Annotated in this window: 23 protein-coding genes and 9 tRNA genes; 16 read left to right on the forward strand and 16 right to left on the reverse strand. The window is 72.3% G+C overall.

Annotation, left to right across the window (positions count from 1 at the left end; translation table 11 throughout):
* Positions 1 to 208: 208 nt before the first annotated feature.
* A complete protein-coding gene (locus AB0367_RS30145; RefSeq protein ID WP_366229864.1) occupies positions 209 to 964 on the forward strand; it encodes an SAM-dependent methyltransferase in 756 nt (251 codons plus the stop codon).
* Between the two features lie 42 nt (positions 965 to 1,006).
* Positions 1,007 to 1,774 carry a 3-oxoadipate enol-lactonase gene (pcaD, locus tag AB0367_RS30150; RefSeq protein ID WP_366229865.1) on the forward strand — a complete coding sequence of 256 codons (768 nt, stop codon included), beginning with the start codon at positions 1,007 to 1,009 and terminating at the stop codon, positions 1,772 to 1,774.
* On the opposite strand, the gene glgA is transcribed toward pcaD, so the two are convergent.
* Complete coding sequence (gene glgA, locus AB0367_RS30155; RefSeq protein WP_366229866.1) at positions 1,759 to 2,952, reverse strand: glycogen synthase; 1,194 nt, start codon at positions 2,950 to 2,952, stop codon at positions 1,759 to 1,761. The two genes, pcaD and glgA, sit on opposite strands and share 16 nt — an antisense overlap.
* Before the next feature lie 62 nt (positions 2,953 to 3,014).
* Between glgA and glgC the strand changes: the two genes are divergently transcribed.
* The 5 genes from glgC (at position 3,015) to glgB (ending at position 11,730) form a co-directional block, all read left to right on the forward strand.
* A complete protein-coding gene (gene glgC, locus AB0367_RS30160) occupies positions 3,015 to 4,271 on the forward strand; it encodes a glucose-1-phosphate adenylyltransferase (protein ID WP_366229867.1) in 1,257 nt (418 codons plus the stop codon).
* Between the two features lie 61 nt (positions 4,272 to 4,332).
* A complete protein-coding gene (locus tag AB0367_RS30165) occupies positions 4,333 to 6,459 on the forward strand; it encodes an alpha-1,4-glucan--maltose-1-phosphate maltosyltransferase (protein ID WP_366229868.1) in 2,127 nt (708 codons plus the stop codon).
* A 28-nt stretch (positions 6,460 to 6,487) separates the two neighbouring features.
* Positions 6,488 to 8,188, forward strand: a complete 1,701-nt coding sequence (gene treS, locus AB0367_RS30170) for a maltose alpha-D-glucosyltransferase (protein WP_366229869.1) — start codon at positions 6,488 to 6,490, stop codon at positions 8,186 to 8,188.
* A gap of 18 nt (positions 8,189 to 8,206) precedes the next feature.
* Positions 8,207 to 9,601: a maltokinase gene (locus AB0367_RS30175; RefSeq protein ID WP_366229870.1), complete on the forward strand. Its 1,395-nt coding sequence runs from the start codon at positions 8,207 to 8,209 to the stop codon at positions 9,599 to 9,601.
* An 8-nt stretch (positions 9,602 to 9,609) separates the two neighbouring features.
* The gene (gene glgB / locus AB0367_RS30180; RefSeq protein WP_366229871.1) at positions 9,610 to 11,730 is read left to right on the forward strand and encodes a 1,4-alpha-glucan branching protein GlgB; all 2,121 of its coding nucleotides are present in this window, start codon (positions 9,610 to 9,612) and stop codon (positions 11,728 to 11,730) included.
* A gap of 21 nt (positions 11,731 to 11,751) precedes the next feature.
* On the opposite strand, the gene AB0367_RS30185 is transcribed toward glgB, so the two are convergent.
* Both AB0367_RS30185 and AB0367_RS30190 read right to left on the reverse strand, forming a co-directional pair.
* Positions 11,752 to 13,464, reverse strand: coding sequence for a hypothetical protein (locus AB0367_RS30185; protein WP_366229872.1), 1,713 nt, complete (start codon positions 13,462 to 13,464; stop codon positions 11,752 to 11,754).
* A 128-nt stretch (positions 13,465 to 13,592) separates the two neighbouring features.
* Complete coding sequence (locus tag AB0367_RS30190; protein ID WP_366229873.1) at positions 13,593 to 14,138, reverse strand: hypothetical protein; 546 nt, start codon at positions 14,136 to 14,138, stop codon at positions 13,593 to 13,595.
* 204 nt (positions 14,139 to 14,342) lie between these two features.
* Between AB0367_RS30190 and AB0367_RS30195 the strand changes: the two genes are divergently transcribed.
* Positions 14,343 to 15,173 carry a serine hydrolase gene (locus AB0367_RS30195; protein ID WP_366229874.1) on the forward strand — a complete coding sequence of 277 codons (831 nt, stop codon included), beginning with the start codon at positions 14,343 to 14,345 and terminating at the stop codon, positions 15,171 to 15,173.
* 9 nt (positions 15,174 to 15,182) lie between these two features.
* On the opposite strand, the gene AB0367_RS30200 is transcribed toward AB0367_RS30195, so the two are convergent.
* The gene (locus AB0367_RS30200) at positions 15,183 to 15,878 is read right to left on the reverse strand and encodes an RICIN domain-containing protein (protein WP_366229875.1); all 696 of its coding nucleotides are present in this window, start codon (positions 15,876 to 15,878) and stop codon (positions 15,183 to 15,185) included.
* A 9-nt stretch (positions 15,879 to 15,887) separates the two neighbouring features.
* On the opposite strand from AB0367_RS30200, the gene AB0367_RS30205 reads away from it, so the two are divergent.
* Both AB0367_RS30205 and AB0367_RS30210 read left to right on the forward strand, forming a co-directional pair.
* Entirely contained in the window at positions 15,888 to 16,160 is a 273-nt protein-coding gene (locus tag AB0367_RS30205; protein ID WP_366229876.1) for a hypothetical protein, read from the forward strand.
* A gap of 160 nt (positions 16,161 to 16,320) precedes the next feature.
* On the forward strand, positions 16,321 to 17,148 hold the full coding sequence (locus AB0367_RS30210; RefSeq protein WP_366229877.1) for a transglutaminase domain-containing protein: 828 nt from the start codon (positions 16,321 to 16,323) through the stop codon (positions 17,146 to 17,148).
* Positions 17,149 to 17,602: 454 nt separating this feature from the next.
* On the opposite strand, the gene AB0367_RS30215 is transcribed toward AB0367_RS30210, so the two are convergent.
* Positions 17,603 to 17,779: a hypothetical protein gene (locus AB0367_RS30215; protein ID WP_366229878.1), complete on the reverse strand. Its 177-nt coding sequence runs from the start codon at positions 17,777 to 17,779 to the stop codon at positions 17,603 to 17,605.
* Between the two features lie 44 nt (positions 17,780 to 17,823).
* Here AB0367_RS30215 and AB0367_RS30220 point away from each other — a divergent pair, with 44 nt between their 5' ends.
* The 4 genes from AB0367_RS30220 to AB0367_RS30235 all read left to right on the forward strand — a co-directional run bounded on the left by AB0367_RS30220 (position 17,824) and on the right by AB0367_RS30235 (position 21,418).
* Positions 17,824 to 18,198, forward strand: a complete 375-nt coding sequence (locus AB0367_RS30220) for a hypothetical protein (protein WP_366229879.1) — start codon at positions 17,824 to 17,826, stop codon at positions 18,196 to 18,198.
* An 867-nt stretch (positions 18,199 to 19,065) separates the two neighbouring features.
* On the forward strand, positions 19,066 to 19,689 hold the full coding sequence (locus AB0367_RS30225) for a C40 family peptidase (RefSeq protein WP_366229880.1): 624 nt from the start codon (positions 19,066 to 19,068) through the stop codon (positions 19,687 to 19,689).
* Positions 19,690 to 19,793: 104 nt separating this feature from the next.
* The gene (locus AB0367_RS30230; RefSeq protein ID WP_366229881.1) at positions 19,794 to 21,122 is read left to right on the forward strand and encodes a PQQ-binding-like beta-propeller repeat protein; all 1,329 of its coding nucleotides are present in this window, start codon (positions 19,794 to 19,796) and stop codon (positions 21,120 to 21,122) included.
* An 89-nt stretch (positions 21,123 to 21,211) separates the two neighbouring features.
* Positions 21,212 to 21,418 carry a hypothetical protein gene (locus AB0367_RS30235; protein WP_366229882.1) on the forward strand — a complete coding sequence of 69 codons (207 nt, stop codon included), beginning with the start codon at positions 21,212 to 21,214 and terminating at the stop codon, positions 21,416 to 21,418.
* Positions 21,419 to 21,582: 164 nt separating this feature from the next.
* Here AB0367_RS30235 and AB0367_RS30240 read toward each other — a convergent pair.
* From AB0367_RS30240 to AB0367_RS30280, 9 genes are all read right to left on the reverse strand, one after another.
* Positions 21,583 to 21,653, reverse strand: a tRNA-Cys gene (locus AB0367_RS30240).
* Between the two features lie 24 nt (positions 21,654 to 21,677).
* Positions 21,678 to 21,758 (reverse strand) — tRNA-Tyr (locus AB0367_RS30245).
* Positions 21,759 to 21,882: 124 nt separating this feature from the next.
* Positions 21,883 to 21,955: transfer RNA gene (locus AB0367_RS30250), tRNA-Lys, on the reverse strand.
* Positions 21,956 to 21,960: 5 nt separating this feature from the next.
* A tRNA-Glu gene (locus AB0367_RS30255) sits at positions 21,961 to 22,034 on the reverse strand.
* A 1-nt stretch (position 22,035) separates the two neighbouring features.
* Positions 22,036 to 22,108: transfer RNA gene (locus AB0367_RS30260), tRNA-Val, on the reverse strand.
* Positions 22,109 to 22,122: 14 nt separating this feature from the next.
* Positions 22,123 to 22,195, reverse strand: a tRNA-Leu gene (locus tag AB0367_RS30265).
* Positions 22,196 to 22,211: 16 nt separating this feature from the next.
* Positions 22,212 to 22,285, reverse strand: a tRNA-Gly gene (locus AB0367_RS30270).
* A 10-nt stretch (positions 22,286 to 22,295) separates the two neighbouring features.
* A tRNA-Glu gene (locus tag AB0367_RS30275) sits at positions 22,296 to 22,369 on the reverse strand.
* 29 nt (positions 22,370 to 22,398) lie between these two features.
* Positions 22,399 to 22,470, reverse strand: a tRNA-Ala gene (locus AB0367_RS30280).
* A gap of 561 nt (positions 22,471 to 23,031) precedes the next feature.
* Between AB0367_RS30280 and AB0367_RS30285 the strand changes: the two genes are divergently transcribed.
* On the forward strand, positions 23,032 to 23,559 hold the full coding sequence (locus AB0367_RS30285; RefSeq protein ID WP_366229883.1) for a GNAT family N-acetyltransferase: 528 nt from the start codon (positions 23,032 to 23,034) through the stop codon (positions 23,557 to 23,559).
* 169 nt (positions 23,560 to 23,728) lie between these two features.
* Here AB0367_RS30285 and AB0367_RS30290 read toward each other — a convergent pair whose 3' ends face one another.
* Positions 23,729 to 24,667, reverse strand: a complete 939-nt coding sequence (locus AB0367_RS30290) for an SDR family NAD(P)-dependent oxidoreductase (RefSeq protein ID WP_366229884.1) — start codon at positions 24,665 to 24,667, stop codon at positions 23,729 to 23,731.
* A gap of 105 nt (positions 24,668 to 24,772) precedes the next feature.
* Here AB0367_RS30290 and AB0367_RS30295 point away from each other — a divergent pair, with 105 nt between their 5' ends.
* Positions 24,773 to 25,342 (forward strand): TetR family transcriptional regulator, encoded by a 570-nt coding sequence (locus AB0367_RS30295; RefSeq protein WP_366229885.1) that lies wholly within the window; start codon positions 24,773 to 24,775, stop codon positions 25,340 to 25,342.
* Positions 25,343 to 25,352: 10 nt separating this feature from the next.
* On the opposite strand, the gene AB0367_RS30300 is transcribed toward AB0367_RS30295, so the two are convergent.
* Positions 25,353 to 25,841, reverse strand: a complete 489-nt coding sequence (locus AB0367_RS30300; protein ID WP_366229886.1) for an LURP-one-related family protein — start codon at positions 25,839 to 25,841, stop codon at positions 25,353 to 25,355.
* Positions 25,842 to 25,855: the final 14 nt, after the last annotated feature.

Genomic DNA, 25,855 nt, shown 5'->3' on the forward strand with positions numbered 1-25,855 from the left:
CCGCCGTGATCTGGCACAACTGGACCATCGGCGCCCCAGTCAAACGGTCCCTCATCGCCTACGACCACTGAATCTTCAAGGCATCAATCATCTAGAGCGTCGGCACGCGATGAGCTCGCGGCGGCGGACACGCACGTCCCGCAAGACCTTGCCGGACGGCGGAGCCGCGGGCCGCATTCGCACCCCGGGGACCGCTAGGGTGGCGCGCATGACGATCGACGCCACGGTCCCGAACGTCGCCCGGATGTATGACTACTACCTCGGCGGCTACCACAACTTCGCCGCCGACCGCGCGGCCGCCGAGAAGATCCTGGAGATCTTCCCCGACACGCCGGCCGCGGCCCGGACCAACCGGCGGTTCATGCAGCGCGCCGTGCGCCGGCTCAGCGAGGCCGGTGTCCGGCAGTTCCTCGACATCGGCGCCGGGCTGCCCACCCAGGGCAACGTGCACGAGCACACCGACGGCCGGGTGGTCTACGTCGACAACGACCCGGTCGCGGTCGCGCAGGCGCGCACCCTCGTCGAGCGCGACGAGCGGGTGTCGGTCGCCCTGGCCGACCTGCGCGACCCGGAGGCGCTGCTGGCCGACCCGCACGTGTGCGGTCACCTCGACCTCGCCGAGCCGGTCGCGGTGCTGCTGGTGTCGATGCTGCACTTCGTGCCCGACGAGGCCGACCCGTGGCGCCTCATCGCGCGGCTGCGCGACGCGACCGCGCCCGGCAGCCACCTGGTGGTGTCGCACCTGACCCTCGACGGCGTCGACGCGGCGCCCACGCAACAGGGCACGCAGGTGTACCGCGGCGCCAGCGCGCCGATCGTGCCGCGCACCCGGGCGGACATCCTGCGCCTCTTCGACGGCTTCGAGCTGCTCGACCCCGGCCTGGTGTGGATCGGCCAGTGGCAGCCCGACCCCGGCGAGGAGCAGGTCTCGCACGGCTACGCCGGCGTGGGCGTCAAGCGCTGAACCACTGATGCTCACGGCCGAGCGAGGTGGTACAAGGATGCAGTGCCGAGCTTGACGCTGTTCCAGCGCACCACTGGCCCCTTCGGCGCGCCCTTCCTGCTGCTCGGCGGCTCGCTGGGCAGCAATCTGGACATGTGGCGGCCGCAGTTGCCGCTCTTCGGTGACCGGTTGCGGGTGGTGCGCTTCGACCACCGTGGGCACGGCGGCTCGCCGGTGCCGCCCGGGCCGTACCGTATCGAGGACCTCGGCCGGGACGTGCTGGCGCTGCTGGACCGCCTGGGGATCGAGCGGGCGTCGTACTGCGGCCTGTCGCTGGGCGGCATGGTCGGCATGTGGCTGGCCGCGCACGCCCCGCAGCGCATCGAGCGGCTGGTGCTGATCTGCACCGCCGCGCACCTGCCGCCGGCCGAGGGCTGGCTGGACCGGGCGCGGCAGGTGCGGGCGGGTGGGATGGGCCCGGTCGCCGACGCGGTGCTGGGCCGCTGGTTCACCCCGCGCTTCCGGGCGGCATTGCCGGCCCGGGTGGCGCCCTACCGGGCGATGATCGCCGCCTGCCCGGCCGAGGGCTATGCCGCCGGCTGCGAGGCGATCGCGGCCATGGACCTGCGCGACGACCTGGCCCGCGTCGCCGCCCCGACCCTGGTGGTCTCGGGGGCGGACGACCCGGCCACGCCCCCGGAGCACGGCGAGCGCATCCACGCGGGCATCCGGGGCAGCCGCCTGGTGGTGCTGCCGAACGCGGCCCACCTCGCGAACGTCGAGCAGCCGGACGTCATCGCCCAGCTGATCATGGATCACGTCACGGACTGATAGACCGCCAGCGTGCGGTCGGCGATGGCCGCCCAGGAGAAGTGGTCCACGGCGCGCTGGCGCCCCGCCCGCCCGAAGGCTGCCGCCCGGTCCGGGTCCTCCAGCAGGGCGATCATCGCGTCGGCGAGGTCGGCGACGAACCGCGACTCGTCCAGCGGGGTGCCGGAGCCGTCGCTGACCTGTTCGATCGGCACCAGCAGGCCGGTCTCGCGGTCGGCGACGACCTCGGGGATGCCGCCGGTCGCGGTGGCCACGACCGCGGTCTGGCAGGCCATCGCCTCGAGGTTGACGATCCCCATCGGCTCGTAGATCGACGGGCACACGAAGAGGGTGGCGTGGGTGAGGACCTGGATGACCTCGCGCTTGGGCAGCATCTCCTGGACCCACACGACACCGTCGCGGGTGGCCCGCAGCTCGCCGGCGAGCGCGGTCACCTCGGCGGCGATCTCCGGCGTGTCGGGGGCGCCGGCCAGCAGGACGATCTGGGTGTCGGCCGGCAGCCGGCGGGCGGCGCGCAGCAGATACGGCAGGCCCTTCTGCCGCGTGATCCGCCCCACGTAGACGACGCTGGGCCGGTCGGGGTCCACGCCGAGGCGCTCGAGCACGTCGGTGGCCGGGTCGGGCGCGTACTGCTCGGTGTCGATGCCGTTGTAGACCACGTGCACCTTGTCCGGGTCGACGCCCGGGTAGGCGCGCAGCACGTCGGCCTTCATCCCGGCGGAGACGGCGACGACCGCGTCGGCGGCCTCGATCGCGGTCCGCTCACACCAGGACGACAGTGCGTAACCACCGCCGAGCTGCTCGGCCTTCCACGGCCGCAGCGGCTCGAGGCTGTGACTGGTCACCACGTGCGGCACGCCGTAGAGCAGCTTGGCGACGTGGCCGGCGAGGTTGGCATACCAGGTATGGCTGTGCACGATGTTCGTGCCCGAACAACCGGCGGCCATCTCGAGGTCGACGCCCATCGTGCGCAGCGCCGCGTTGGCGCCGGCGAGCCCGGGCGGGTCGGCGTAGCCGGTCACACCGGCCTCGCCGCGCGGCGCCCCGAAGCAGTGCACGCGCACGTCAAGGGCGGGCGAGCGCAGGTTGCGCAGCTCGCGGGCCAGGTACTCCAGATGCACGCCGGCGCCGCCGTAGACGTCGGGCGGGTACTCTCGAGTGAGCAGGTCTACACGCACGTCCCAAACACTAATTGTTGTTCGTCTGGCGCAACACGCCGGACTTGTTTAGCGTCTGCGCCATGGCTGCCAAGAACGTCCTCGCGATCGTCCTCGCCGGTGGCGAGGGCAAGCGACTGATGCCCCTGACCACGGACCGGGCCAAGCCCGCGGTGCCGTTCGGCGGCATCTACCGGCTGATCGACTTCGTGCTGTCCAACCTGGCCAACGGCGGCTATCTGAAGATGGTCGTGCTGACCCAGTACAAGTCGCACTCGCTGGACCGGCACGTCACGAAGACCTGGCGGATGTCCACGCTGCTGGGCAACTACGTCACGCCGGTGCCGGCGCAGCAGCGCCTCGGCCCGCGCTGGTTCGCCGGGTCCGCGGACGCGATCTACCAGAGCCTCAACCTGATCAACGACGAGCGGCCGGACTACGTCATCGTGTTCGGCGCCGATCACATCTACCGGATGGACCCCGAGCAGATGGTGCGCCAGCACATCGAGTCGGGCGCCGCCGCGACGGTCGCGGGCATCCGCCAGCCGCTGTCGACCGCCGACCAGTTCGGGGTGATCGAGGTCGGCGAGCATCGGGGCCAGGGCGCGGACAGCCGGCAGATCAGCGCGTTTCGCGAGAAGCCCAAGGACGCCAAGGGCCTGCCGGACTCCCCGGATGAGATCTTCGCCTCGATGGGCAACTACGTCTTCACCACCGAGGCGCTCATCGACGCCGTCACCCGTGACGCGCAGGACCCGTCCAGCAAGCACGACATGGGCGGCAACATCATCCCGTACTTCGTGGAGAAGAACGAGGCCGCGGTGTACGACTTCAGCAACAACGTGGTGCCGGGCAGCTCCGAACGCGACCGGGGCTACTGGCGCGACGTCGGGACGCTGGACTCGTACTACGAGGCCAACATGGACCTCATCGCCGTGCAGCCGGTCTTCAACCTGTACAACTACGAATGGCCCATCTTCACCGGCAACAGCCCCTGGCCGCCGGCCAAGTTCGTGCACGGCTGGGGCGAGCGGGTCGGCCGGGCGGTCGGCTCGATGATCTCCCCCGGCGCGGTCATCTCCGGGTCGCTCGTGGAGAACTCGGTGGTGTCGCCGAACGTCAGGGTGCACTCGTGGGCCCACGTCGAGGGCTCGGTGCTGATGGAGGGCGTCGACATCGGGCGGCACGCCGTGGTCCGCAACGCCATCCTGGACAAGAACGTGATCGTGCCGGAGGGCGCCGAGATCGGGGTGGACCCGGTGCGCGACCGGCAGCGAGGGTTCACGGTGTCCGAGGGCGGCGTCGTGGTCGTCGGCAAGGGCCAGCGGGTCGAGCTCTGACCGGCACGGCGCAGCAGCCCTTCCCCTGCAGGCAAGGCTCGGATTCGATACGGTGAGGATCATGGGTAACCCCCCGGAGCAGCACGCGCCCGAAGCCCTGAAGACAGAGATCGCCACGACGGCCCCGACCGAGACGGAGATCGCCCTGTCCACGGAGCCCGTGCGGCCGCAGGAGACGGCGGAGTCGCCCGCCGCGTCGTTCGGCGGGCCGGCCTTCGGCGCCGGGCAGCGGTTCCCGATCGAGCGGGTCACGCCGCAGATCGAGGGTGGCCGCCTGTCCGCCAAGGCGGTCGTCGGCGAGCTGGTGCCGGTCTCGGCGGTGTCCTACCGCGAGGGCCACGCGATGATGGGCTGCAACGTCGTGCTCATCTCGCCCGAGGGGCGCGAGGCGCCGTTCAACCGGATGCGTCCGGGCCCGCCGGGCACCGACACCTGGTTCGGCGAGATCCGCCCGGACGCCGTCGGCGCCTGGACGTTCGCGGTCGAGGCGTTCAGCGACCCGTACCTCACCTGGCACAGCGCCGTGTCCAAGAAGATCGCGGCCGGGCAGGGCCTCGACGACCTCGCCAACGACCTGGCCGAGGGGGCGCAGCTGCTGCGCGAGGCCGCGCCCGGGGTGCCGCCCGACGAGCGCGGCCGGGTGCTCGGCGCGGCCGGTGCGCTGGACGACACCGCCATCCCGCTGTTCGCCCGGGTGTCGCCGGCTCTGGGGCTGACCGACGTGCTCTGGCGGCACCCGCTGCGCCGCCAGGTCACCCGCGGTGAGGCGCTGCCGCTGTGGTGCGACCGGCAGCGGGCGCTGTTCTCCGCGTGGTATGAGTTCTTCCCGCGCTCCGAGGGCGCGGTCGTCGACGAGCACGGCAAGCCGGTCAAGCACGGCACGTTCGCCTCCGCCACGCCGCGCCTGGCCCAGGTCGCCGACATGGGCTTCGACGTGGTGTACCTGCCGCCGATCCACCCGATCGGCCGGGTCAACCGCAAGGGCCCGAACAACACGCTGGTCGCCGGCCCCGACGACGTCGGCTCGCCGTGGGCGATCGGCGCGGCCGAGGGCGGCCACGACGCCGTCCACCCGGACCTGGGCACGCCGGAGGACTTCCGGGCGTTCGTCGCCGAGGCGCGCCGGGTGGGCGTGGAGATCGCGATGGACCTGGCGCTGCAGTGCGCGCCGGACCACCCGTGGGTCACCGAGCACCCCGAGTGGTTCACCACCCGCGCCGACGGCAGCATCGCCTACGCCGAGAACCCGCCCAAGAAGTACCAGGACATCTATCCGCTGAACTTCGACAACGACCCCGAGGGCCTGCGCGCCGAGGTGCTGCGCATCGTGCTGCACTGGGTGGCGCAGGGCGTCAAGATCTTCCGGGTGGACAACCCGCACACCAAGCCGGTCGGCTTCTGGCAGTGGCTGATCGACGAGGTCAAGGCGGCCGATCCCGACGTGCTGTTCCTGGCCGAGGCGTTCACCCGGCCCGCGATGATGCACGGCCTGGGCAAGGCCGGGTTCTCCCAGTCCTACACGTACTTCACCTGGCGGGTGCAGGGCTTCGAGCTGCGCGAGTACGTGCAGGAGCTCATCGCCGCCGCCGACTACATGCGTCCCAACTTCTGGCCCAACACGCCGGACATCCTGCCCGAGCACCTGCAGCACGGCGGCCCGCCGATGTTCAAGATCCGCGCGGTGCTGGCCTCGCTGCTGAGCCCGTCGTGGGGCATGTACGCGGGCTTCGAGCTCTTCGAGCACCTGCCGCGGCCCGGCGCCGAGGAATACCTGGACAACGAGAAGTACCAGCTGCGGCCCCGCGACTGGGCGGCGGCGGAGCGGGGCGGCGAGTCGCTGGCGCCGTTGCTGCGCCGGCTCAACGCGGTGCGCCGGGAGCACCCGGCGCTGCACTGGCTGCGCAACACGGTGTTCCACGGCATCGACAACGAGCAGATGCTGTGCTTCTCGAAGCGCGACCCGCAGTCCGACGACACGGTGCTGGTCGTCGTGTCGCTGGATTCGCACAACGTGCAGTGGGGTAACACGACGCTGGACATGCCCGCGCTCGGTTTCGACTGGCACGAGCGGTTCACGGTGCGCGACGAGGTGACGGGGGCGACGTTCGACTGGGGACAGCACAACGCGGTCCGGCTCGACCCCTACTACGAGCCGGCCCACGTGTTCACGGTGCATCGACACCGGTAGGCGGCAAGGCAGGCAGGTGGTACAGAGCATGCGCGACGCAGTGGAGCACCCGTCCTCGAGCGACTTCAGCCAGGCCCGGGTGCTGCCCGCGGAAGAGGGCTGGTTTCAGCGGGCCGTGTTCTACGAGGTGCTGGTGCGCGCCTTCGCCGACTCCAACGCCGACGGCTCCGGCGACCTCAAGGGCCTCATCGGCCAGCTCGACTACCTGCAGTGGCTCGGCGTCGACTGCCTGTGGCTGCCCCCGTTCTACGACTCCCCGCTGCGCGACGGGGGGTACGACATCCGGGACTTCTACAAGGTGCTGGCGGACTTCGGCACCGTCGAGGACTTCGTCGGCCTGCTCGACGCGGCGCACAAGCGCGGCATCCGGGTGATCACGGACCTGGTCATGAACCACACGTCCGACTCGCACCAGTGGTTCCAGGAGTCCCGCCGCGACCCGGCCGGGCCGTACGGTGACTTCTACGTCTGGTCGGACACCGACAAGGCCTACGCCGACGCCCGGGTCATCTTCGTCGACACCGAGGAGTCCAACTGGACCTTCGACCCGGTGCGGCGGCAGTTCTACTGGCACCGGTTCTTCGCCCACCAGCCGGACCTCAACTACGCCAACCCCGAGGTCCAGCGCCAGATGATCGACGTGCTGCGGTTCTGGCTCGACCTGGGCATCGACGGGTTCCGGCTCGACGCGGTGCCGTACCTGTTCGAGGCCGAGGGCACCAACTGCGAGAACCTGCCCGAGACGCACGAGTTCCTGCGCCGCTGCCGCAAGGTGGTCGACGACGAGTACCCGGGCCGGGTCCTGCTCGCCGAGGCCAACCAGTGGCCGGCCGACGTGGTGGAGTACTTCGGCGATGGTGACGAGTGCCACATGGCGTTCCACTTTCCGCTCATGCCCCGCATCTTCATGGCGGTCCGCCGGGAGTCACGCTTCCCGATCTCGGAGATCCTGGCGCACACCCCCCAGATCCCGCCGAACTGCCAGTGGGGCATCTTCCTGCGCAACCACGACGAGCTGACCCTGGAGATGGTCACCGACGAGGAGCGCGACTACATGTACGCGGAGTACGCCAAGGACCCGCGGATGCGCGCCAACGTGGGCATCCGGCGGCGGCTGGCCCCGCTGCTGGAGAACGACCGCAACCAGATCGAGCTGTTCACCGCGTTACTGCTGTCCCTGCCGGGCTCGCCGGTGCTGTACTACGGCGACGAGATCGGCATGGGCGACAACATCTGGCTCGGCGACCGCGACGGCGTGCGCACCCCGATGCAGTGGACGCCGGACCGCAACGCGGGCTTCTCCCGGGCCAACCCCGGGCGCCTGTATCTGCCGGCGATCCAGGACCACATCTACGGGTACCAGTCGATCAACGTGGAGGCGCAGCGGGAGAGCTCGACCTCGGTGCTCAACTGGACCCGCACGATGCTGCAGGTGCGCCGGCGGCACGGCGCGTTCGCCGCCGGGGAGTTGCGCGAGCTGGGCGGCTCCAACCCGTCGATCCTGGCGTTCGTGCGGGTCCACGGCGACGACGTCGTGCTGTGCGTGAACAACCTGTCCCGCTTCCCGCAGCCGATCGAGCTCAACCTGCAGGAGTGGGCGGGGTACACGCCCGTCGAGCTGACCGGGCACGTGCATTTTCCCAACGTCGGCCAGCTGCCCTACCTGCTGACCCTGCCCGGGCACGGCTTCTACTGGTTCCAGCTGAGCGCGCCGGCAGAGCAGAGCTAGAGGAGGGCCGCAGGCGCAATGACTTCTCTGCCGTACACCGACTGGCTGCCGCATCAGCGGTGGTACGCGGGGCGGACCCGCACCCTGACCCACGTCGAGCCCGCCCTCGTCACCCACCTGCCGGACGGCCTCGACCACGTGCTGCTCGACGCCCACTACGCCGACGGCGGCACGGAGCGCTACCAGCTCTTCGTCGGCTGGAACCTCGACGTGGCCGCCGAGCTGTCCGCGGCCGCCCTCATCGGCGCCGACGGCGACCGGGCCGCCTCCGACGCGCTCTACGACGAGCACTCCGCGCAGCGGCTGCTGGCGCTCATCGACGCCGGCGCGGTCGTCGACGGGGTCCGATTCGTGCCCGAGCCCGGGGTGGCGCTGCCGGTCGACGCGCCGGCCCGCATCGGCGGGGCCGAGCAGAGCAACACCAGCGTCGTGTTCGACAGCGCGGCGATCCTCAAGGTGTTCCGCCGGGTCAGCGCCGGGGTCAATCCCGACCTGGAGCTCAACCGGGTCCTCGCCCGGGCCGGCTGCCCCAACGTGGCCCGGCTGCTCGGCGCCATCGAGAGCACCGTGCCGGCGGAGCTGGGCCGACCAGATCAAGGCCAATCCGAATCCGGCCCGGGCGGCGAGCACCTGGCCCTGGCGATGGTGACCGAGTACGCGCAGAACTCGGCCGAGGGCTGGGCGATGGCGGAGACCAGTGCCCGCGACCTGTTCGCCGAGTACGACCTCAACCCCGACCTTCGCCCCTCCGAAGTCGGCGGCGACTTCGCCGGCGAGTCCGCACGCCTGGGCGAGGCGGTCGCGCACGTGCACCGCACCCTGGCCGCGGAGCTGGGCACGCAGTCCGCGCCGGCGCCGACCGAGGCGATGCTCGCGCGGCTGGACCGGGCGGTCCAGGCGGTGCCGGACCTCGCCGGGCGGGCCGGCGACGTCGCCGCGATGCTGCGCGCCGTCGCCGGCGAGACGATCACCACGCAGCGCGTCCACGGTGACCTCCACCTCGGTCAGGTGCTGCGCACGCCGGAGTCCTGGCTGCTCATCGACTTCGAGGGCGAGCCCGGGACGCCGGTGCGGGAGCGCAGAAGCCCGGATTCGGTGCTGCGGGACGTCGCCGGCATGCTGCGCTCCTACGAATACGCCGCCTACCAGCTGCTGCTGGACACCGACGACGACGAGGAACTCGCCCGGCGGGCCCGCCAGTGGGTGGACCGTAACCGGGACGCGTTCTGCGACGGCTATGCTGCCGCCGCCGGTTATGACCCGCGGGAGGACCTGGCCCTCCTGCGGGCGTACGAACTGGACAAGGCGGTCTACGAGACCGCGTACGAGGCGCGGCACCGGCCGGGCTGGCTGCGGATTCCCCTGCGATCGATCGAGCGCATCGTGAACGGTTCGGACCTGACGACAAGGTGATCACCCCCATGAATTTCGACGACCTCATCGCCGGACGTGCCCACGATCCGCACGGCGTCCTGGGCGCCCACGCCCAGACGCGCGGGGACGCCGTCACGACCGTCATCCGGGCGCTGCGCCGCGGCGCGAGCGAGGTGGCGGTGGTGGCGGGCGGCGAGCGCTACCCGATGGCCCAGGTGCACGGCGACGGCGTGTTCGAGGTCGAGGTGCCCGGCGTCGTCGACGACTACCGCGTCGACGCCGACGGCACGCTGACCGACGACCCGTACCGCCACCTGCCCAGCCTCGGCGAGCTCGACCTGCACCTCATCCAGGAGGGCCGGCACGAGCGGCTGTGGACCGTCCTCGGCGCGCAGGTCCGCCCCGGCGGCGTCGCGTTCGCCGTGTGGGCGCCCAACGCCCGCGGCGTGCGGGTCGTCGGTGACTTCACCGGCTGGGGCCCGTACGACGGCTTGCCGATGCGCTCGCTGGGCGGCAGCGGCGTCTGGGAGCTGTTCGTGCCGGGCGCGCAGGCCGGGCAGAGGTACAAGTACCGGCTGCTCACACCCGACAACGACTGGGTGGAGAAGGCCGACCCGCTGGCCCGGCACACCGAGCGGCCCCCGGCGACCGCCAGCGTGATCCACAGCTCCGGCTACGAGTGGAAGGACGCCGACTGGATCGCGGCCCGGGCCGAGCGGCACCCGCACGAGGAGCCGGTGAGCATCTACGAGGTCCACCTCGGCTCGTGGCGCCCCGGGCTGTCCTACGTGGAGCTGGCCGACCAGCTGACCGAGTACGTCACGGAGCTCGGGTTCACCCACGTGGAGTTCCTGCCGGTCATGGAGCACCCGTTCGGCGGCTCGTGGGGCTACCAGGTCACCGGCTACTACGCCCCGACGGCCCGCTTCGGCTCCCCCGACGAGTTCCGTCACCTCGTCGACCGCCTCCACCAGGCCGACATCGGCGTGATCCTGGACTGGGTGCCGGCCCACTTCCCGAAGGACTCGTGGGCCCTGGCCCGCTTCGACGGCACGCCCCTGTACGAGCACGGCGACTGGCGCCGCGGCGAGCACCCCGACTGGGGCACGCTCATCTTCGACTTCGGCCGCAAGGAGGTGCGCAACTTCCTCGTCGCCAACGCGCTCTTCTGGTGCGAGGAGTTCCACGCCGACGCGCTGCGGGTCGACGCGGTCGCCTCGATGCTCTACCTCGACTACTCCCGCGAGCAGGGCCAGTGGTCGCCCAACCAGTACGGCGGCCGGGAGAACCTCGACGCGATCTCCTTCCTGCAGGAGGCCAACGCCACCGTCTACAAGCACCACCCCGGCATCATGATGATCGCCGAGGAGTCGACGGCGTGGCTGGGCGTGACCCGCCCGACCGACGCGGGCGGCCTGGGCTTCGGCTTCAAGTGGAACATGGGGTGGATGCACGACACGCTCACCTACGTGGGCAAGGACCCCATCTACCGGCAGTACCACCACGGCCAGATGACCTTCGCCACGGTGTACGCCTGGAGCGAGAACTACGTGCTGCCGATCAGCCACGACGAGGTCGTGCACGGCAAGGGCTCCCTGATCGGCAAGATGCCCGGCGACCTGTGGAAGAAGGTCGCCGGCGCGCGGGCGCTGCTGGCCTACATGTGGTCGTTCCCCGGCAAGCAGCTGCTGTTCATGGGCTGCGAGCTCGGCGACGAGCAGGAGTGGAGCGAGGAGCGCGGCCTCGACTGGGACCTGCTGCAGGACCCGTCCCGCGCCGGCCTGCAGCGACTCGTCCAAGACCTCAACGCCACCTACCGGGCCACCCCGGCGCTGTGGAGCCAGGACACCACCCCGGACGGCTTCCGCTGGATCAACAACGCGGACGCGGGCGGCAACGTCTTCTCCTACCTGCGCTGGGGCGCCGACGGCTCGGTCGTCGCCGTCGTGGTCAACTTCAACACGCACCCGCACGAGACGTACCGCATCGGCCTGCCCTTCACCGGCCGCTGGTCGGAGATCCTCAACACCGACGCCGACATCTACGGCGGCTCGGGCGTGGGCAACATGGGCTCGGTCGAGGTGACCGGCGTGCCGCACAACGGCCTGCCCGCCTCCGTCCAGCTGCGCGTCCCGCCGCTGGGTGCGCTCTGGCTCAAACTGGGGTGAGGCGCGCCGTCGCGGGGCTGCTCACCGCCGGTCGCGCGGCAGGTCGTCCAGGAGATTGTGGTCGTACACCAGGATCGTCCAGCGTTCGAGGTCGACGCGCCCCACCGGCGGGCCGAAGCGCTCGTTCGCCCCGCTGAGCGTGCCGTACTGCTCCAGCGTGCGGTCCACGATGAGGAACCGGGCGTCGTGGCGGCGCGGGTCGTACCACTGCTCCTTGGACTCCCAGTGGAAGGCGCGCGGGACGGGTCCGGCCACCGGCGCGACCCGCACCCGGCCGTCGGTCACGACGGTGACGGTGTGGGAGGCCCAGTAGGCCCCGATGCCGTAGCGCAGGTCGTGCCGCTCCAGCCAGGCCGCCGCCTCGGCGGCCTCGGGCGGGGCCGGGCGGGCCAGCGCCGCGTGCACCCCGAACGACGTCACGAGCAGGGCTGCCACGGCGAACGCGGTCGCCCGCCACGCGATCCGGCCGGCCCGGCGGGGCGCCGCCCACAGCGCCGCGCCCCGATCGCCGAAGACGCGCGCGGCCAGCACGGCGCCGAACGGCAGGACCGCGACCACCTGGCGGGCGCTGGCCATGTCCGCGGCCTGGGTCGAGGCGACGAACGCGGCCAGGTTCACCGCGATCGCGACGGCCAGCCACTGCGCCACCCGGTCGCCGTGCCCGCGCCGGCCGAGCAGCCGGGCGACGGTGACGACGGTCGCGGCGAGCGCGGCCAGCATCAGGACCAGCTTCACCGCGCCGACGGCGTGGTTCAGGACCGTCAGCGCGGGGGTGCCGGCGCCGAGCCGCGGGAAGTAGGCGCCGTAGTTCAGGGTCGTGGTGCGCATCAGCATGACCAGGTGGCCGGGGACCGCGTCCCAGGTGGTGAACTTCGCGATCGGCGAGTGCACGCGGTAGCCGCCCGCGAGGCCGATCAGCCGCACCGCGGCGTGCGCGAGGACGACCGAGGCGACCGCGGCCCCGAGCAGGGGCGCGTCGGTGCCCCGCTCGGTGCGGGACCGCAGCGCCCGCAGGAGGCGCAGCGCACTGACGGTGGCCAGCGGCAGGGCGCCGATGTACATCGCGAGCGGGTCCGCGACCTGCGCGATCGTGAGCAGCGCCGTGACCGCGACCGGCCACCACCGCCCGAGCGCCGCCCGGCGGTCGATGAGCAGGGCGGTGACCAGCAGCGGTACCGCGGTGCCGGTGTGGTCGGGGTTGCACAGGACGATCGCCCAGCCGGCCTGCGGCTCGGGGACCAGCAGGACCGCAACCACCACCGCGACGCGGGCCCACGCCGCGCGAGTGGTGGCCCGGTCACCGGCCGGCCCCCGGGCCACCAGCGCGGCGCAGACGATGAGCAGCACATATGTGATCGCCGCCGCGAGGTGCACGACGTCCTCGTCGAGCCCGTACACCAGCTCGAGCAGCGCGTACTGGACCAGCTCCGTCGGGTAAAAGGACACGTCGCTGAGCGTCCAGCCGCGCAGCCCGACGTTGCCGTGCAGCAGGTCCCACGCCTGCAGCGCGTTGGCGGCCCCGTCGGCGGTGGTGCCGTTGGTCCGGGCCATGCGCACGTATCCCAGCAGCATGACCGCCACGCCGGACAGGAGCAGCCCCGCGGTGACGAGCCGGCCGCGGGTGCGCGGCGCCGGGCCATCGCCGGTAGTGGCGCCCATATTGGCGCCGGTATTGGCGCCGGTGGCCGGCTGGCGGAGAACGGTCGCGGTGACCGCGGTCGGGGTCGGAGTCACCCGGGCAATTCTGCGGGTACGTGCGCTGTCGGGCATCGGCCAGGTCTGATCATTGACACTGCGGGTGCCGGGGACAACCTTGAGCAGCCCCTGGGCGTTACCATGCCCGCCGATCGCGGCGAACCCGGCTACGCCGAGTGACCTTCCGGTTCCGGCGGGAGCGCCATGGGCTCCGGAGTGTACGCGCCGGACGACTCGGTGTGCGCCGGCGCGGGGCGGCCCGTGTCCGCCGTGTGCGAATGCACGCGGGCGCCCGACGGGCCGCGGCGCGAGATGACCGGGAACGGGACGAGCGCGACCGGGGGCGGCGGCGGGGCGAGGCGGCCGGCGCCCCAGCGCACCCACAGCGCCACCCGGCCCGCGGCGGCCTCGGCGGCGAGCTTGTCCAGGGTGCGGCGGCGGTCGGCGTGGTCGACCTCGACGACGACCGGGGCCGCGCCGGGCCGGGCGATGCCGACGTCGACGACGGAGAACTGCCGCTCATACGGCGGGGGCAGTGGCACGACGCTCGCCGCCCGCCGGTACACCCTCCAGCCACGCCCGCGCGCCCACTCGACGGTCGCCGCGATGAGCAGCTCGGTGACGTCGTCGGTGCCGCGGTCGGCGAACGCCAGGCGATCCAGGTGCGCGCCGAGGACGGCGGCGAGCTGCTCGGCGGTGTCCTCGGCGTCCATGTACGTACCCTAGTCAGCCCGGCGTCCTAGGGCCTGTATCGAGGTGGGGGTCGGAGCGAGGCGAGGCTCAGGCGTCGGCCGGGGCCGCGCCGGGCGCGCCCCGATACCGGGGTTGTATCGAGGTGTGACCGGCGTGGTTCCAGGCGGCGTCTGAGTCCGCCGCAGCCCGGCCCCCACCTCGATACAGGCCCTAAACTCGCGGTGGTGACCTCGAAGCTGCCGCCGGTCACGCGGATCCGGCGGGCGTACGCGCGGCACAAGGCGCGCGCCGGCGGTGACTGGCACGCCTACGTCACCCTCGCCGGGGCCGGCGTCGTGGTGTGCGACGACGCCGAGCGGGCGGTCAAGGGATACAGCGTCCAGAAGCTCGCGGTCGCGGTGGCCCTGCTCGACAAGGCCGACCGCGGCGAGCTCGACCTGGGCCGGCGGGTGCGGCTGGAGGCCGGGGACGTGCTCGGCGGCAGCGGCATCTACCACCTGCAGCCAGTCTGGGGCGACGAGCTCACCGTCGGCGGCGTCCTCACCGCCCTGCTGCTCGTGTCGGACAACACCGCGGTGCGGCTGTGCGGCCGGCTCGCGCCCGCCGCGGAGATCAACGAGATCCTCGCCGCGAAGGGGTTCGCCCGCACCCGCGTCGAGCCGGTCGCCGATCCGGCCCGGTTCCTGCTCGGCGACACCACCGCGCGGGAGACGCACGACCTGCTGGCCCGGCTGGCCGCCGGCACGCTGCTGGGCCCGCTGACCGGCGGGTTCCTGCTCCGCGTGCTGCGTGGCGCGGCCGGATACCACGACGGCGTACGCCGGGACATGTCCTCCGCGCAGCGCGCCCGGGTGGCCACGAAACACGGCGCCGACCGCGACGAGCGCGGCGCGGCCCGGCACGAGGCCGGGATCATGTTCGACCCGCACGGCGCCCCGGCGCTGGTCTACAGCCTGTTCGCCGACGGGCTGGGCGCCGCCGCGGACTACGGCGCCACCCACCCCGCGGTCACCGCGCACGCCGCGCTGGGGCGCGTCATGCTCGACTGCTGCTGACCGTGCGGTCTACGGCAGGCTCCAGCGCTGCGCGGCGGCCCAGCCGCAGGTGGCCATGCGCAGCGGCGCCCGGCCGTCCTCCTCGTCCGCCGTGCTGAGGCACAGCCCCGCCCCCGCGTTGATCAAAGTCCCCGCGGTGCCCGCGCGCCACTGCTGGGCCCGGGTCCCGTCGCAGTCGCGCAACACCGGCCGGCTCGCCCCGTCGAGGCAGCGGCCGAGGGTCCGCACGGACCCGTCCGGGCGTACGGTCCAGGTCTGGCTCACGCTCCCGTCGCAGGTCCACGCCCGCAGCCGGGCGCCGTCGAGGCACAGCCCGGACGGCCTGGTGATCGTGCCGGTGCGGACCCCGTCCCCCGGCGGCGGCGACGGCACGGGCGAGTCGGTGGCCCCGGGCGGGCCGCTCGGCGTGGCGACGGCCGGCGTCGGCGCCTCCGCGGCGGCCGGTGTCGCCGCCGGCCGCGCGGCGGGCGTCCCCGCCGGCTCGACGGCCCAGGTCCCCACCGGTCCGGCGAGCGGCTGCGAGGGCGACGGCTCCGACGCCGATGCCGTCGCGACCGCCGACGGGGCCGCCAGGGTGGCCGTCGCGACGCCGCCCCGGTCCGGCGCGGCGGCCTCGGCGCGCTCCGGGGCGGGCGCGTCTCCCAGGCCGGCGGCGCCGAGCACCAGCGCGGTGATGCCGAGCAGTGCCACCACGGTGGATGTCACAACAAGCCGGTGGCGGCGGGCGCGCTCACGGCGGCCGCGCTCGCGACGGGACCGGGGGTGGCCACCGGCGTCCGCGCCGTGCTGGGCGCCCGCCGGGCCGGAGCCGGCGGCCGGTTGCGCCCGATCGTCCGGACCGGCCGGCGGCGGCTCGAACCGGTCGCGGGAGGGTTCGACGGGCTCGCGTTCCATGAGGCTGACGAATGGGCGGACGAGACGCGGCGGCTCGTCGTCGTACGACGGGTCGATGGGGGTCACGCGCACGTCACCCGCAACGCCGTGTGAGCAACATGCCGCCGACCGTAGTCGCAATCGGCGAATGTTGATTCATGCATCGAGGGTGAAATCGCGTTTCACCCTCCGGCGACCCTCCCGGACGGATCGCCGGCGATCCCTGCGGGCCGCGGCGGCGCGATTGCCGCCGGAATGTTGTTAGGTTCGATGGATGACGCAGCGGTACCGCGAGCAGACGCGCTTCAGCGACCCCGGCCGGCTCGGTGAGCTCCTCGACGACCTGCCCGAGGACCTGCCGGCGTTGATGGCGGCGGTGCGTAACGTGATCGTGCACTACCGGGCGGCGGGCATCACGTTCACCGGCTCCCGCCTGGCCGAGATCGACACGCGCTGGGTGTCGAGGATGCTGGAGCTCGACCAGGGGCGCTTCGCGGCCCCGCTGGCCCGGCCCCGGCCCGAGGCCGACCGGGTCGTCGGCTGCTGCCGCGACTTCTCGCTGCTCACCGTCGCCGCGCTGCGCCGCCGCGGGGTGCCGGCCCGCACCCGCGTCGGCTTCTCGCCGTACTTCGCCGAGGACTGGAACTACGACCACGTCGTCGCCGAGTACTGGAACGGCCGGCGCTGGGTGTTCGCCGACGCGCAGCTCGATCCCGCCGACTACCCGTTCGACACCGCCGACGTGCCGCAGTTCATCACCGCCGCCCAGGCGTGGACGTCGCACCGCCGCGGCCTGATCGACGCCGACCGCTACGGCGTCGACCCGGCCCTGCCGTTCCGCGGCCACCAGTTCCTGCTCGACTCGGTGCTGCTGGAGATCGCCCACCGTAACGGCGACGAGGTCCTGCTGTGGGACCAGTGGGGCGCGATCACCGATCGCACCGCCGACGGGCTGGCCGAGCTCCTGCTCGCCGCGGACCGGGGCGACGCGTCGGCCGAGCGCCTCCTGACCGAGCGCTACCGCGACGACCCGGCGCTGCACCTCGACGGCCGCGTCCACTGCCTGTCCCCGAGCGGCTTCGACGGCTGGGTCGCCGTCTGAGCCAGCCCACCGGATCGCTCCACCTCGATGGTGCGGTGTTCAGCACGCCCTTGTCCACGCCGTGCCGGCCGGGGCGGCGACCTGGGCCGGCAGCGCGGCCTCGAAGACGGCGCTACCGGCGTAGTCGGCGGGTGCTGCTACGGCCTCGTCGCGCCGGGTCGATGGCGATGCCGGTGCAGGCCTCAAACACGACACCAAGCATCCCGGCCCAGTGGCGACGCTCGCCGCTCAGGGCTTCGACGGGGCTGTCGGTCGGGTCGTTGGCCCTCGCCCACAATGGTCACGCTCCGTATCCCGCTTTGGGGCCTGATCTGCGTGCCGATGTATGCGCGTGCGGTGGGCGGGCCATCGTCGTTGTGGGGCATTGGGATGGTGGCCGGCTGATGCCACATTCCGGGGGTCTCGATTCCGGGGGCCTCGCCGGACGCGGCCCTGCGGTGCGGGCGTTGTCGAATCACCGCTGCCGCGCCCCAGTGGGCGCGTATTGCTGCCGGCCGTTGCGTGCGTTGCCGCCCCGGCGGACCGGCGTGGCGTCGCTGCCGCTGTCGGCGTCACTGTCGGCGTCGGCGTCACTGTCGGCGTCGGTGTCGGCGCTGTCGGTGTCGGTGTCGGTGTCGGTGTCGGTGTGCAACGGCGCTCGGCGTCGTCGGCCGGGAGCGACGCGGGATCGCGGTCGTGCGCAACGGCGCCGGTCAGGGGATGCCCGAGCTGTTCAGGAGGTGGGGGCGGCACCGGTGCCGGACCTTTGCGCTGCTGGTCGTCGACCGTGTTCGCCCGTGGGGTGTCGTGCTCGCTGCCGGCCGCCGCCTGCGCGACCTCGTGTATGCGGCGGAGGCGCTCGGCGTGGCGTCTGGCCAGGCCCCAAGCTCGGTGCCGCTCGTGTTCCCGGCGGAACTGCTCTTTTGCCGGAGAATAACGACGCGACCTGGTCCTGTCGCGCATGGCAGCCAATTCCGTCGCGGAAAACAATTGCAACTGCGCCATGCATTCGATTATCCCAGAACCCAACCGAAATCACCGCCCCGAACAGCCGTGGATCATTTCAAATAACGCACGATCATGTCGCGAGTTTCGCTCGGCGCGGCGCCGCGAGGGCTTGATTCGGCAGGTCAGGTCGGGTTGATCTGAAGTTGACGTGGTGCCGTTCCGATCGGCCAGTGCCACCGCCCCGAACGTTACGATGGAACCGCGGCGCTGCCGTCGCCTCGGTAGAAGTTCGCCGCGTTGGTGATGCGCATGGCGATGGCGGACAGGGGCGCGGACGGCCGTATCGGCGCCGGTTTCAATTGTGGGTCGGGTCAGCACGCGCCGGCCGTCAACGTATCCCAAGCCTTCATCAGCTGGTCGGCTTCGACGCCACGGACGGGGGAGATCGCGACCGTCGCGGCCACGGTGGCCCTGGTAGCCGGCAGAGGCGGCGCAGGTGGCATCCACGTCATGACCAGCGCGGCCGCTCACGTACCGCCGCAAATCCAAGTGAATGCAGTATAAGCGCCCAAAATCGCTCTAATCGCGCGTCGGAAAAGAGTCCATCCAAGACGTCCTAACAGCCGGAAAAGGTTGTCCGAGTGGGACGGAGATTTCGGTCGTTACCCGTCCATCAGCGGGTGAGATACCCGGTGAGGAACGTCACGAGCAGCCGCGCAGGCCGCGCGGCTCGCTTAGCGTCGCCGACGGCCCCCTCGGGAGCCAGAGTGGAGAAATGTCCGTTTAGCCCGGTACATCGGGTCAGCGCCGGCCAGCACCGCGGCGCTCCACCCGAGACACGCGAGAGTGCACCGGGCCGACCATGGAGCCGACCTGAACGCACGCCAGCCGCTGCAACGCATCGCAGCGGGAACCGCAGCCCTTGCCCTGTACACCGTCTGGCTCGGCCCCTCCGTGGCCGCGGCCGCCCCACCACCCGCGGCACCGGCCGTGAACGCCGAATCCGGCTCGCCGGCGCTGTCGATCTTCGAGCAGGAGACCCTGCTCACCGCCTATGAACGCGCCGACCGCGCGTACCGCGAGCGCCCGGCGTTCACGGCGCAGTCCCAGCGCGACGCGGCGGTCCCCCCGGCCCCGCCGGCCACCGCCCAGCCGAGCACCGCTTCGAAGCCGCCCGCGAAGAAGACGACCACTGCCAAACCGACCTCGGGTGACACCCTGAGCTCGGGCAAGGTCAGGAAGTCGGGATCGCCGAGCACCCAGCCGACCACCGGCGCCTCGCCCTCCGCGGCGAGCACCGTGGTGAACTTCGCCCTCGCGCAGGTCGGCAAGCGGTACGTCTACGCCCGGTCGGGCCCGGACGCCTACGACTGCAGCGGCCTGGTGCTGGCCGCGTACGCCCAGGTCGGCATCAAGCTGCCGCACCAGAGCGAGCAGATCGCGGCCCGCGGCCGGCAGGTGCCGTCCGGGCAGTGGCAGCCCGGCGACGTCATCCACACGTCGGGGCACGTCGCCATCTACCTCGGCAACGGCAAGATGGTCGAGGCGGCCAACCCGTCCTCCGGCGTGCGCGTCGCACCCGTGCGGGGCGGCACGGCGTACCGCTTCCTGTGAAGGCCGACCCGGGCGGGCATGTCTCTGAGCTCGCGGCCCGCCCGGGCCGACGCGGATCCGGCGATTCACCAGCGCGGCGTCGTGACCCGAGTACGTTGGACGGCATGCGCCGCTGCGTCGCAGTGCTCGCCGCCGCGCTGGTGCTCGCGGCATGCGGCGGCGACCCGGCGCCGGTGCCCGCCGACGACGGGAACTGGCCGACGTATCACCGCGACAACGCGCGCACCGGCAACGGCCCCAGCGCCCCGCCCGCCACCAGGCTCGCCAAGGCGTGGGAGGCGCGGCTGGACGGCGCTGTGTACGGTCAGCCGCTCGTCATCGGCACGAGGGTGCTCGCGGCGACCGAGAATGACACCGTCTACGCCCTCGACGCGCGATCCGGCGCCGTGCTGTGGTCGGCGCACGTCGGCACGCCGGTGCCCGGCTCCGCGCTGCCGTGCGGCGACATCGACCCGCTCGGCATCACCGGCACCATGGCGTACGACGCCCGGACGAAGCTGGTCTTCGCCGTCGCGGAGTCCACCGGCGGCGCGCACACCCTGGTCGGCGTCGACGTCGACAGCGGCGAGGTCCGGCTGCGCCGCGCGGTCGAGCCGCCACTCGGCGACCGGCTCGCACACCAGCAGCGGGCCGCCCTCACCGTGTGGGCAGGGCGCGTCTACATCGCCTACGGCGGGCTCGCCGGGGACTGCGCGAAGTACATCGGCTCGGTCGTGTCGGCTCCGACCTCCGGCGACGGCGAGCTGCAGAGCTACGCCGTGCCGACGTCGCGCCGGGGCGGCATCTGGTCCCCCGGCGGCGGAGCCGTCATCGGCCAGCGGCTGTACTACGCGGTCGGCAACGGCGCGTCGACGACCGGCTTCGACGGCAGCGACACCGTCATCGCGCTGGACCGCTCGCTGCGCCGCACCGGCTACTTCGCCCCGGACACGTGGGCCGAGGACAACGCCGGCGACCTCGACCTCGGCTCGATGACCCCGGCCCTGGTCCCGGGCCCGGGCGGCGACAAGATCTTCATCGCCGGCAAGCGCGGCGTCGGCTACGTGCTCGACCCGGCCGATCTCGGCGGCATCGGCGGCCAGCGGGCGAAGCGGGAGGTGTGCGCCGCGTTCGGCGGCGCCGCGGTCGCCGGCACCACGCTGTTCGTGCCGTGCGACGACGGGGTCCGGGCGGTGACCGTCGACACCGCCTCGGGCCGGATCACCGTCGGCTGGCACGGCCCCGACGGCACCACCGGCTCCCCGGTGCTCGCCGGCGGCTCGGTCTGGGTCGTCGACGTCGGCGCGGGCGTGCTCCACCTGCTCGACCCCGCCGACGGGCACGAACGCCCGCGGCTGGACATCGGCCGCGCCCCGCACTTCGCCTCCCCCACCGTCGCCCGCGGCCACGGCTACGTCGGCACCCTCACGGGAGTCGTCGCGGTCGAGTACTGAACCGTCCCCGCACTTCCCCGAACCGTGCGGCGCGCCCGGAATGTCCGCCCGGCCCTCCGGAACCAAGCCTCCGGCCTAGCCTGGATCGGGTGCGGCGAAACATGCTGATCGGTGGGCTGCTGATCGCGCTCTCGTGCGTGGCGTGCGGCTGGCTCGGCTTCCTGAGCAACGTCGAGCGCCCGCCCGGCGCGCCGGACGACGATGCGCTGATCGACTGGCTGCTCGTGACGGCCTTTGTACTCGTTGGCGCCGGCTGGGTGCTCATCGCCTGGGCCTGGACCGGGCGGCGCCGGTGACCGCGACACGGACGTGCCGCTGACGGAGCCAGCGCCGGGTGGCGGCGGAACGCAGTCGCAGGCCCCGGTGTCGATCCGGGCGCTCCGCCCTTATGAGGGGCGGCCGAGCAGCCGACGCTCAGCCTGCGGGGCACGGTCCACAGTGGATGGCGACACGTATTGCGAGGCCACAGCCGGACTCGAACCGGCGTCTACCGCTTTGCAGGCGGTCCCCTGGCCGCTCGGGCATATGGCCATCGATCGGTGGTGATCGTGGTAGTGCGGGTGGAGGGATTCGAACCCCCTCAGCAAAGCAGCTGGTTTACAGCCAGCCCCGACTCTCCAGCGTCGGCGCACCCGCGTGGTGGGCCGATCGGCCCCTCGTGACCGACCGGCCTCTCCGTGGTGCGAGGGGCGGGATTTGCATACCGCGATCCCCGGCATACGAGACCGGTGAGGACGACCGAACTCCTCTGCCCTGCGAGCGCGCCGCCGGGGACTCGAACCCCGAACCCGCCGACGAAGCGTCGGCTGCTCCACCAGTTGAGCTAGCGGCGCTCCCGAAGCGCGGACGGGACTCGAACCCGCACATGTCCTGGGTGAAAACCAGGCGACTCTCCCATTCGTCCACCGCGCCGTGCCCCGGGCCGGAATCGAACCGGCTGCCCCCGCCATGTCGGGACGGTGCTCTGCCAAGTAAGCTACCGGGACGGCCTTGCCGTGCGTGCCCTCGGCGCGATTCGAACGCGCACCGTCGACGTCCTCAACGTCGTGCCTCTGCCGTTGGGCCACGAGGGCGTGGGTGTTGCGACCGAGCGGTAGCGGGGGCTCGAACCCCGTCACGGCCTGTTTGGAAGACAGGTGTCCTACCCGTTGGACGACTACCGCAGGCAACACGTCGCCCGTCCGGGGGTCGAACCCGGTCTCCCGGAGTGAGAGTCCGGAGGTCTACCTGCCGCAACCTCACGGGCGCCGGTGGGGTGCCGCACGAGCACCCCGAGTGGACCTGAGCGGATTCGAACCGCTGACCGTCGGTCTGCCAGACCGATGCGCTACCGCTGCGCCACAAGCCCTCCACCGCCGGCGCGGTCACGCCGACGGCACGTCCGAGACCCCCGAGTCGACCGGGGTTTCCCGCGCTCCCAAGGCGCGTGGGTATCCGTCTCCTCGTCTCGGATCAAAACGTGTGCCATCCACTGTGGACTTGTCAATTGTCGATTCCACCAGCGAAATCGCCGGGGTGTTTTCCGGGCAGCCGGTATCGCCATTTCCGCCGGCCGCGAAATGGTGTTTCAGGAAACGAAAAAGCCGCCCGGTCCCCGGTGGGGGTGGGCGGCGGAGGCGTCGCTAGCGGGCCGCTAGCCGCTCCACCTACCCGAGGCGTATGCGCAGTTCAGACAGTCACGACCGGCAGAGAGAAGGGCGTATCCACCCATGGCCCCCGCACCGGGCGGCATCTGCCGACACGGTTCGAGCTCGGGGTGCCGCCGCATGGTCATCTCCTTGTCGCCTCGGTGCTTCTTCTCGGTGCCGATGAATAGATTACGCATTCACCAGCGCCAGCACAACGCATTTATCGCGACTTCCTCGAAACACCCCGGCAACCGCGTTGCCGCGGGCGGTACGTTGCCCGTATGACCGAACTGATCGCCCCCACGACCCGCTTGCACGCGGCCTGGCTGGCCGCCCGCGACGACTGGGGCCGCGGCGCGGCCCAGCCCGGCAGCGGCCTGGGCGAAGACGACGACGTCGACTCGGCCGCGGGCTTCGCCGCCTGGGTGGCGGGGCTGCACGCCCAGCGCGACGAGTCGCGGCCGCCGCCGCAGGGCCGGGTACCGGCCACGTACTGGTGGATCGCCGAGGACGACACGATCCTGGGCGCGATCACCCTGCGCCACCGCCTGAACCCGAAGCTCCTGGAGGCCGGCGGCCACATCGGCTACGGCGTCCGCCCGGCGGCGCGCGGCCGCGGCCTGGCGACGTGGGCGCTGCGCGAGGTCCTGCGCGCCGCCGCGGACCTGGGCCTGGACCGGGTCATGCTGAGCTGCGACGAGCGCAACCCGGCTTCGGCCCGGGTCATCGAGCGCTGCGGCGGCGTCCTGGAGGACGTCCGCGACACGTGGCTAGGCCACTGCCGTCGCTACTGGATCGACCTGCCGTGACCGGAGCTGGCCGTGACCGAGGGGATGAGCGCGTTCATCCTGATGGTGCCGGCCGGCGAAGCCGGAGGGCATCGCCGCGGTACGGGAGGCGGTCGACCGACCTGCTCACCGACACGCTGCTGTCGCACCTGTCTTATGAGGAGCGTGCGCTGGTCGAGCCGCTGAGCCGCTACGACGTGAGCTGAAGGGTGGCGAGGGAGACGTCCCAGAGCCGGGCGGCCGCCTCGGGGTCCAGCGCATACGCGGCGACGCCGGTGAGGGTGCCTGGCCGGTTGGGCTCGGCCTCGCGGCAGTCCTCGTAGTAGCGCCCGCCCACGCCGTCGGCGAGCGGCGACGCGGCCAGCAGCGCGGAGGTCGCCGCGCCCTGCTGGGGCGTCTTCCAGCGCATCGGCGCGGCGCCGGCCGCCGTAGCGGCCCGCACGACCGCGTCGATGTCGACGTGGCGCTGCAGGTTGGTCCGGATGCCGCCCGGGTTCAGTGCGTTGACCCGGATCCCGTCGCCGGCCCAGCGGCGGTCCGCCTCGACCGCGAAGAGCACGTCGGCGGTCTTGGACTGGCCGTAGGCAAGCCACGGATCATACTCACGCCGCTCGAAGTGAATGTCGTCGAACACGACCGGGGAGCGCAGGTGCGCACTCGAGCTGAGCGCGACCACCCGGGCACCGCCGGCCGCGCGCAGCGCCGGCAGCAGCCCCGCGGCGAGCGCGAAGTGGCCGAGGTGGTTGGTCGCGAACTGCATCTCCCAGCCCTGCGGCGTGCGCGCGAGCGGCGAGGCCATCAGCCCCGCGTTGTTCACCAGGATGTGCAGCCGGCCCTCCCACGCCGCCGCGAACGCGCGCACCGAGTCCTGGTCGGCCAGGTCGAGCGGGCCGACGCGGACCTGCTTGTTGCCGGTCGCGGCGACGATGTCGGCCGCGACGCGATCGCCGGCCCCGGTGTCGCGCACGGCGAGGGTCACTTCGGCCCCGGCCGCGGCCAGGGCACGCGCGGTCTCGACGCCGATGCCCGAGGCGCCGCCGGTGACGACGGCCCGGCGGCCGGTGAGGTCGACGCCGTCGAGCACTTCCGCGGTGGTCGATTCGAATCCGAAAGGTGTGGTGATCGGCATGATCGCCTCCAAGCGATGCCAGCGGTACCATCTGAAACGGAGGGGCCTCCAGATGGCTCAACCATAACCGGAGGATCCTCCGTTTGTCGGCAGTTGGAGTGTGACGTGACCCACCCCGAGCGCCCGCTGCGCGCCGACGCGCGGCGCAACCGCGAACGCCTGCTCGAGGCCGCCCTCAAGGCCTTCTCCACCGAGGCGGCCACCGACGTGACCCTGGAGCGGGTGGCCCGCGACGCCGGGGTCGGCATCGGCACGCTGTACCGGCACTTCCCGACCCGGGAGGCGCTCATCGAGGAGGTGTACCGCGCGGAACTGGCCCGCCTGTGCGACGCCGTCCCGCGCCTGCTGACGCAGCTGCCCCCGGTCGCCGCGCTGCGCGCCTGGATGGACGGCTTCATCGACTACATGGCCGCCAAGCACGGCCTGGCGGAGGCGCTGCGCACGGTCATCGCCGCCGGCGGGCAGCCGTTCGCGCACAGCCGCGACCGCCTGGTGGACGCGATCACGCGGCTGCAGCAGGCCGGCGCCGCCGACGGCCTGCGCACCGACGTGGCGCCGCTCGACGTGCTCGTGGCGCTCAGCGGCATCTCCCTGGCCGCGGGCGAGCCGGACCGCCGCGACCAGGCCGGCCGCCTGCTCGACCTGCTCGTCGACGGGCTGCGCGCCCGGCCCTGAGCGCTGCCGCTCAGTCGTTGTCCCTCTCGCGCTGCAGCGCCAGCTCCAGCGCGAGGACCGCGCACAGGATCAGCAGGTGGTTCTCACCCTGCGCGATGTTGACCGCGTAGCTGTCGCGGATGCTCAGCCACCGCTTCGACACCGTGGCCACCTCGCGGCCGCCGCGCTCGACCGTGAACTCGCGGTCGAAGAGATCCCCGGACATCTCCAGGTCGTCCGGGCCCGGCACGTCGATGGTGAACTTGTCGCGCAACGGCGTGAACAGCTTCTTGCGGACCTCCGCCGCCTCCTCGCCGCCGATCTCGATCTGGTACGTCGGGCGAAGCGCGATGAGCTTGCGGTACACGGAGGCCACCTCGCGCCCGGACGGGTCCTCGACGACGAGCCGGTCCCGCAGGCTCAGCACCTTGCCGTCGACGTGCAGCACCTTGCGCCCGTGGTCGTCGAGGACGTCGAAGTCCTCGCCGATGTCGAAGAAGCGCTCCTGGATGACATACATGCCCTCGATTGTCG

Origin of the sequence: Dactylosporangium sp. NPDC051484, from assembly GCF_040689395.1 — a bacterium.
Lineage (GTDB): Bacteria > Actinomycetota > Actinomycetes > Mycobacteriales > Micromonosporaceae > Dactylosporangium.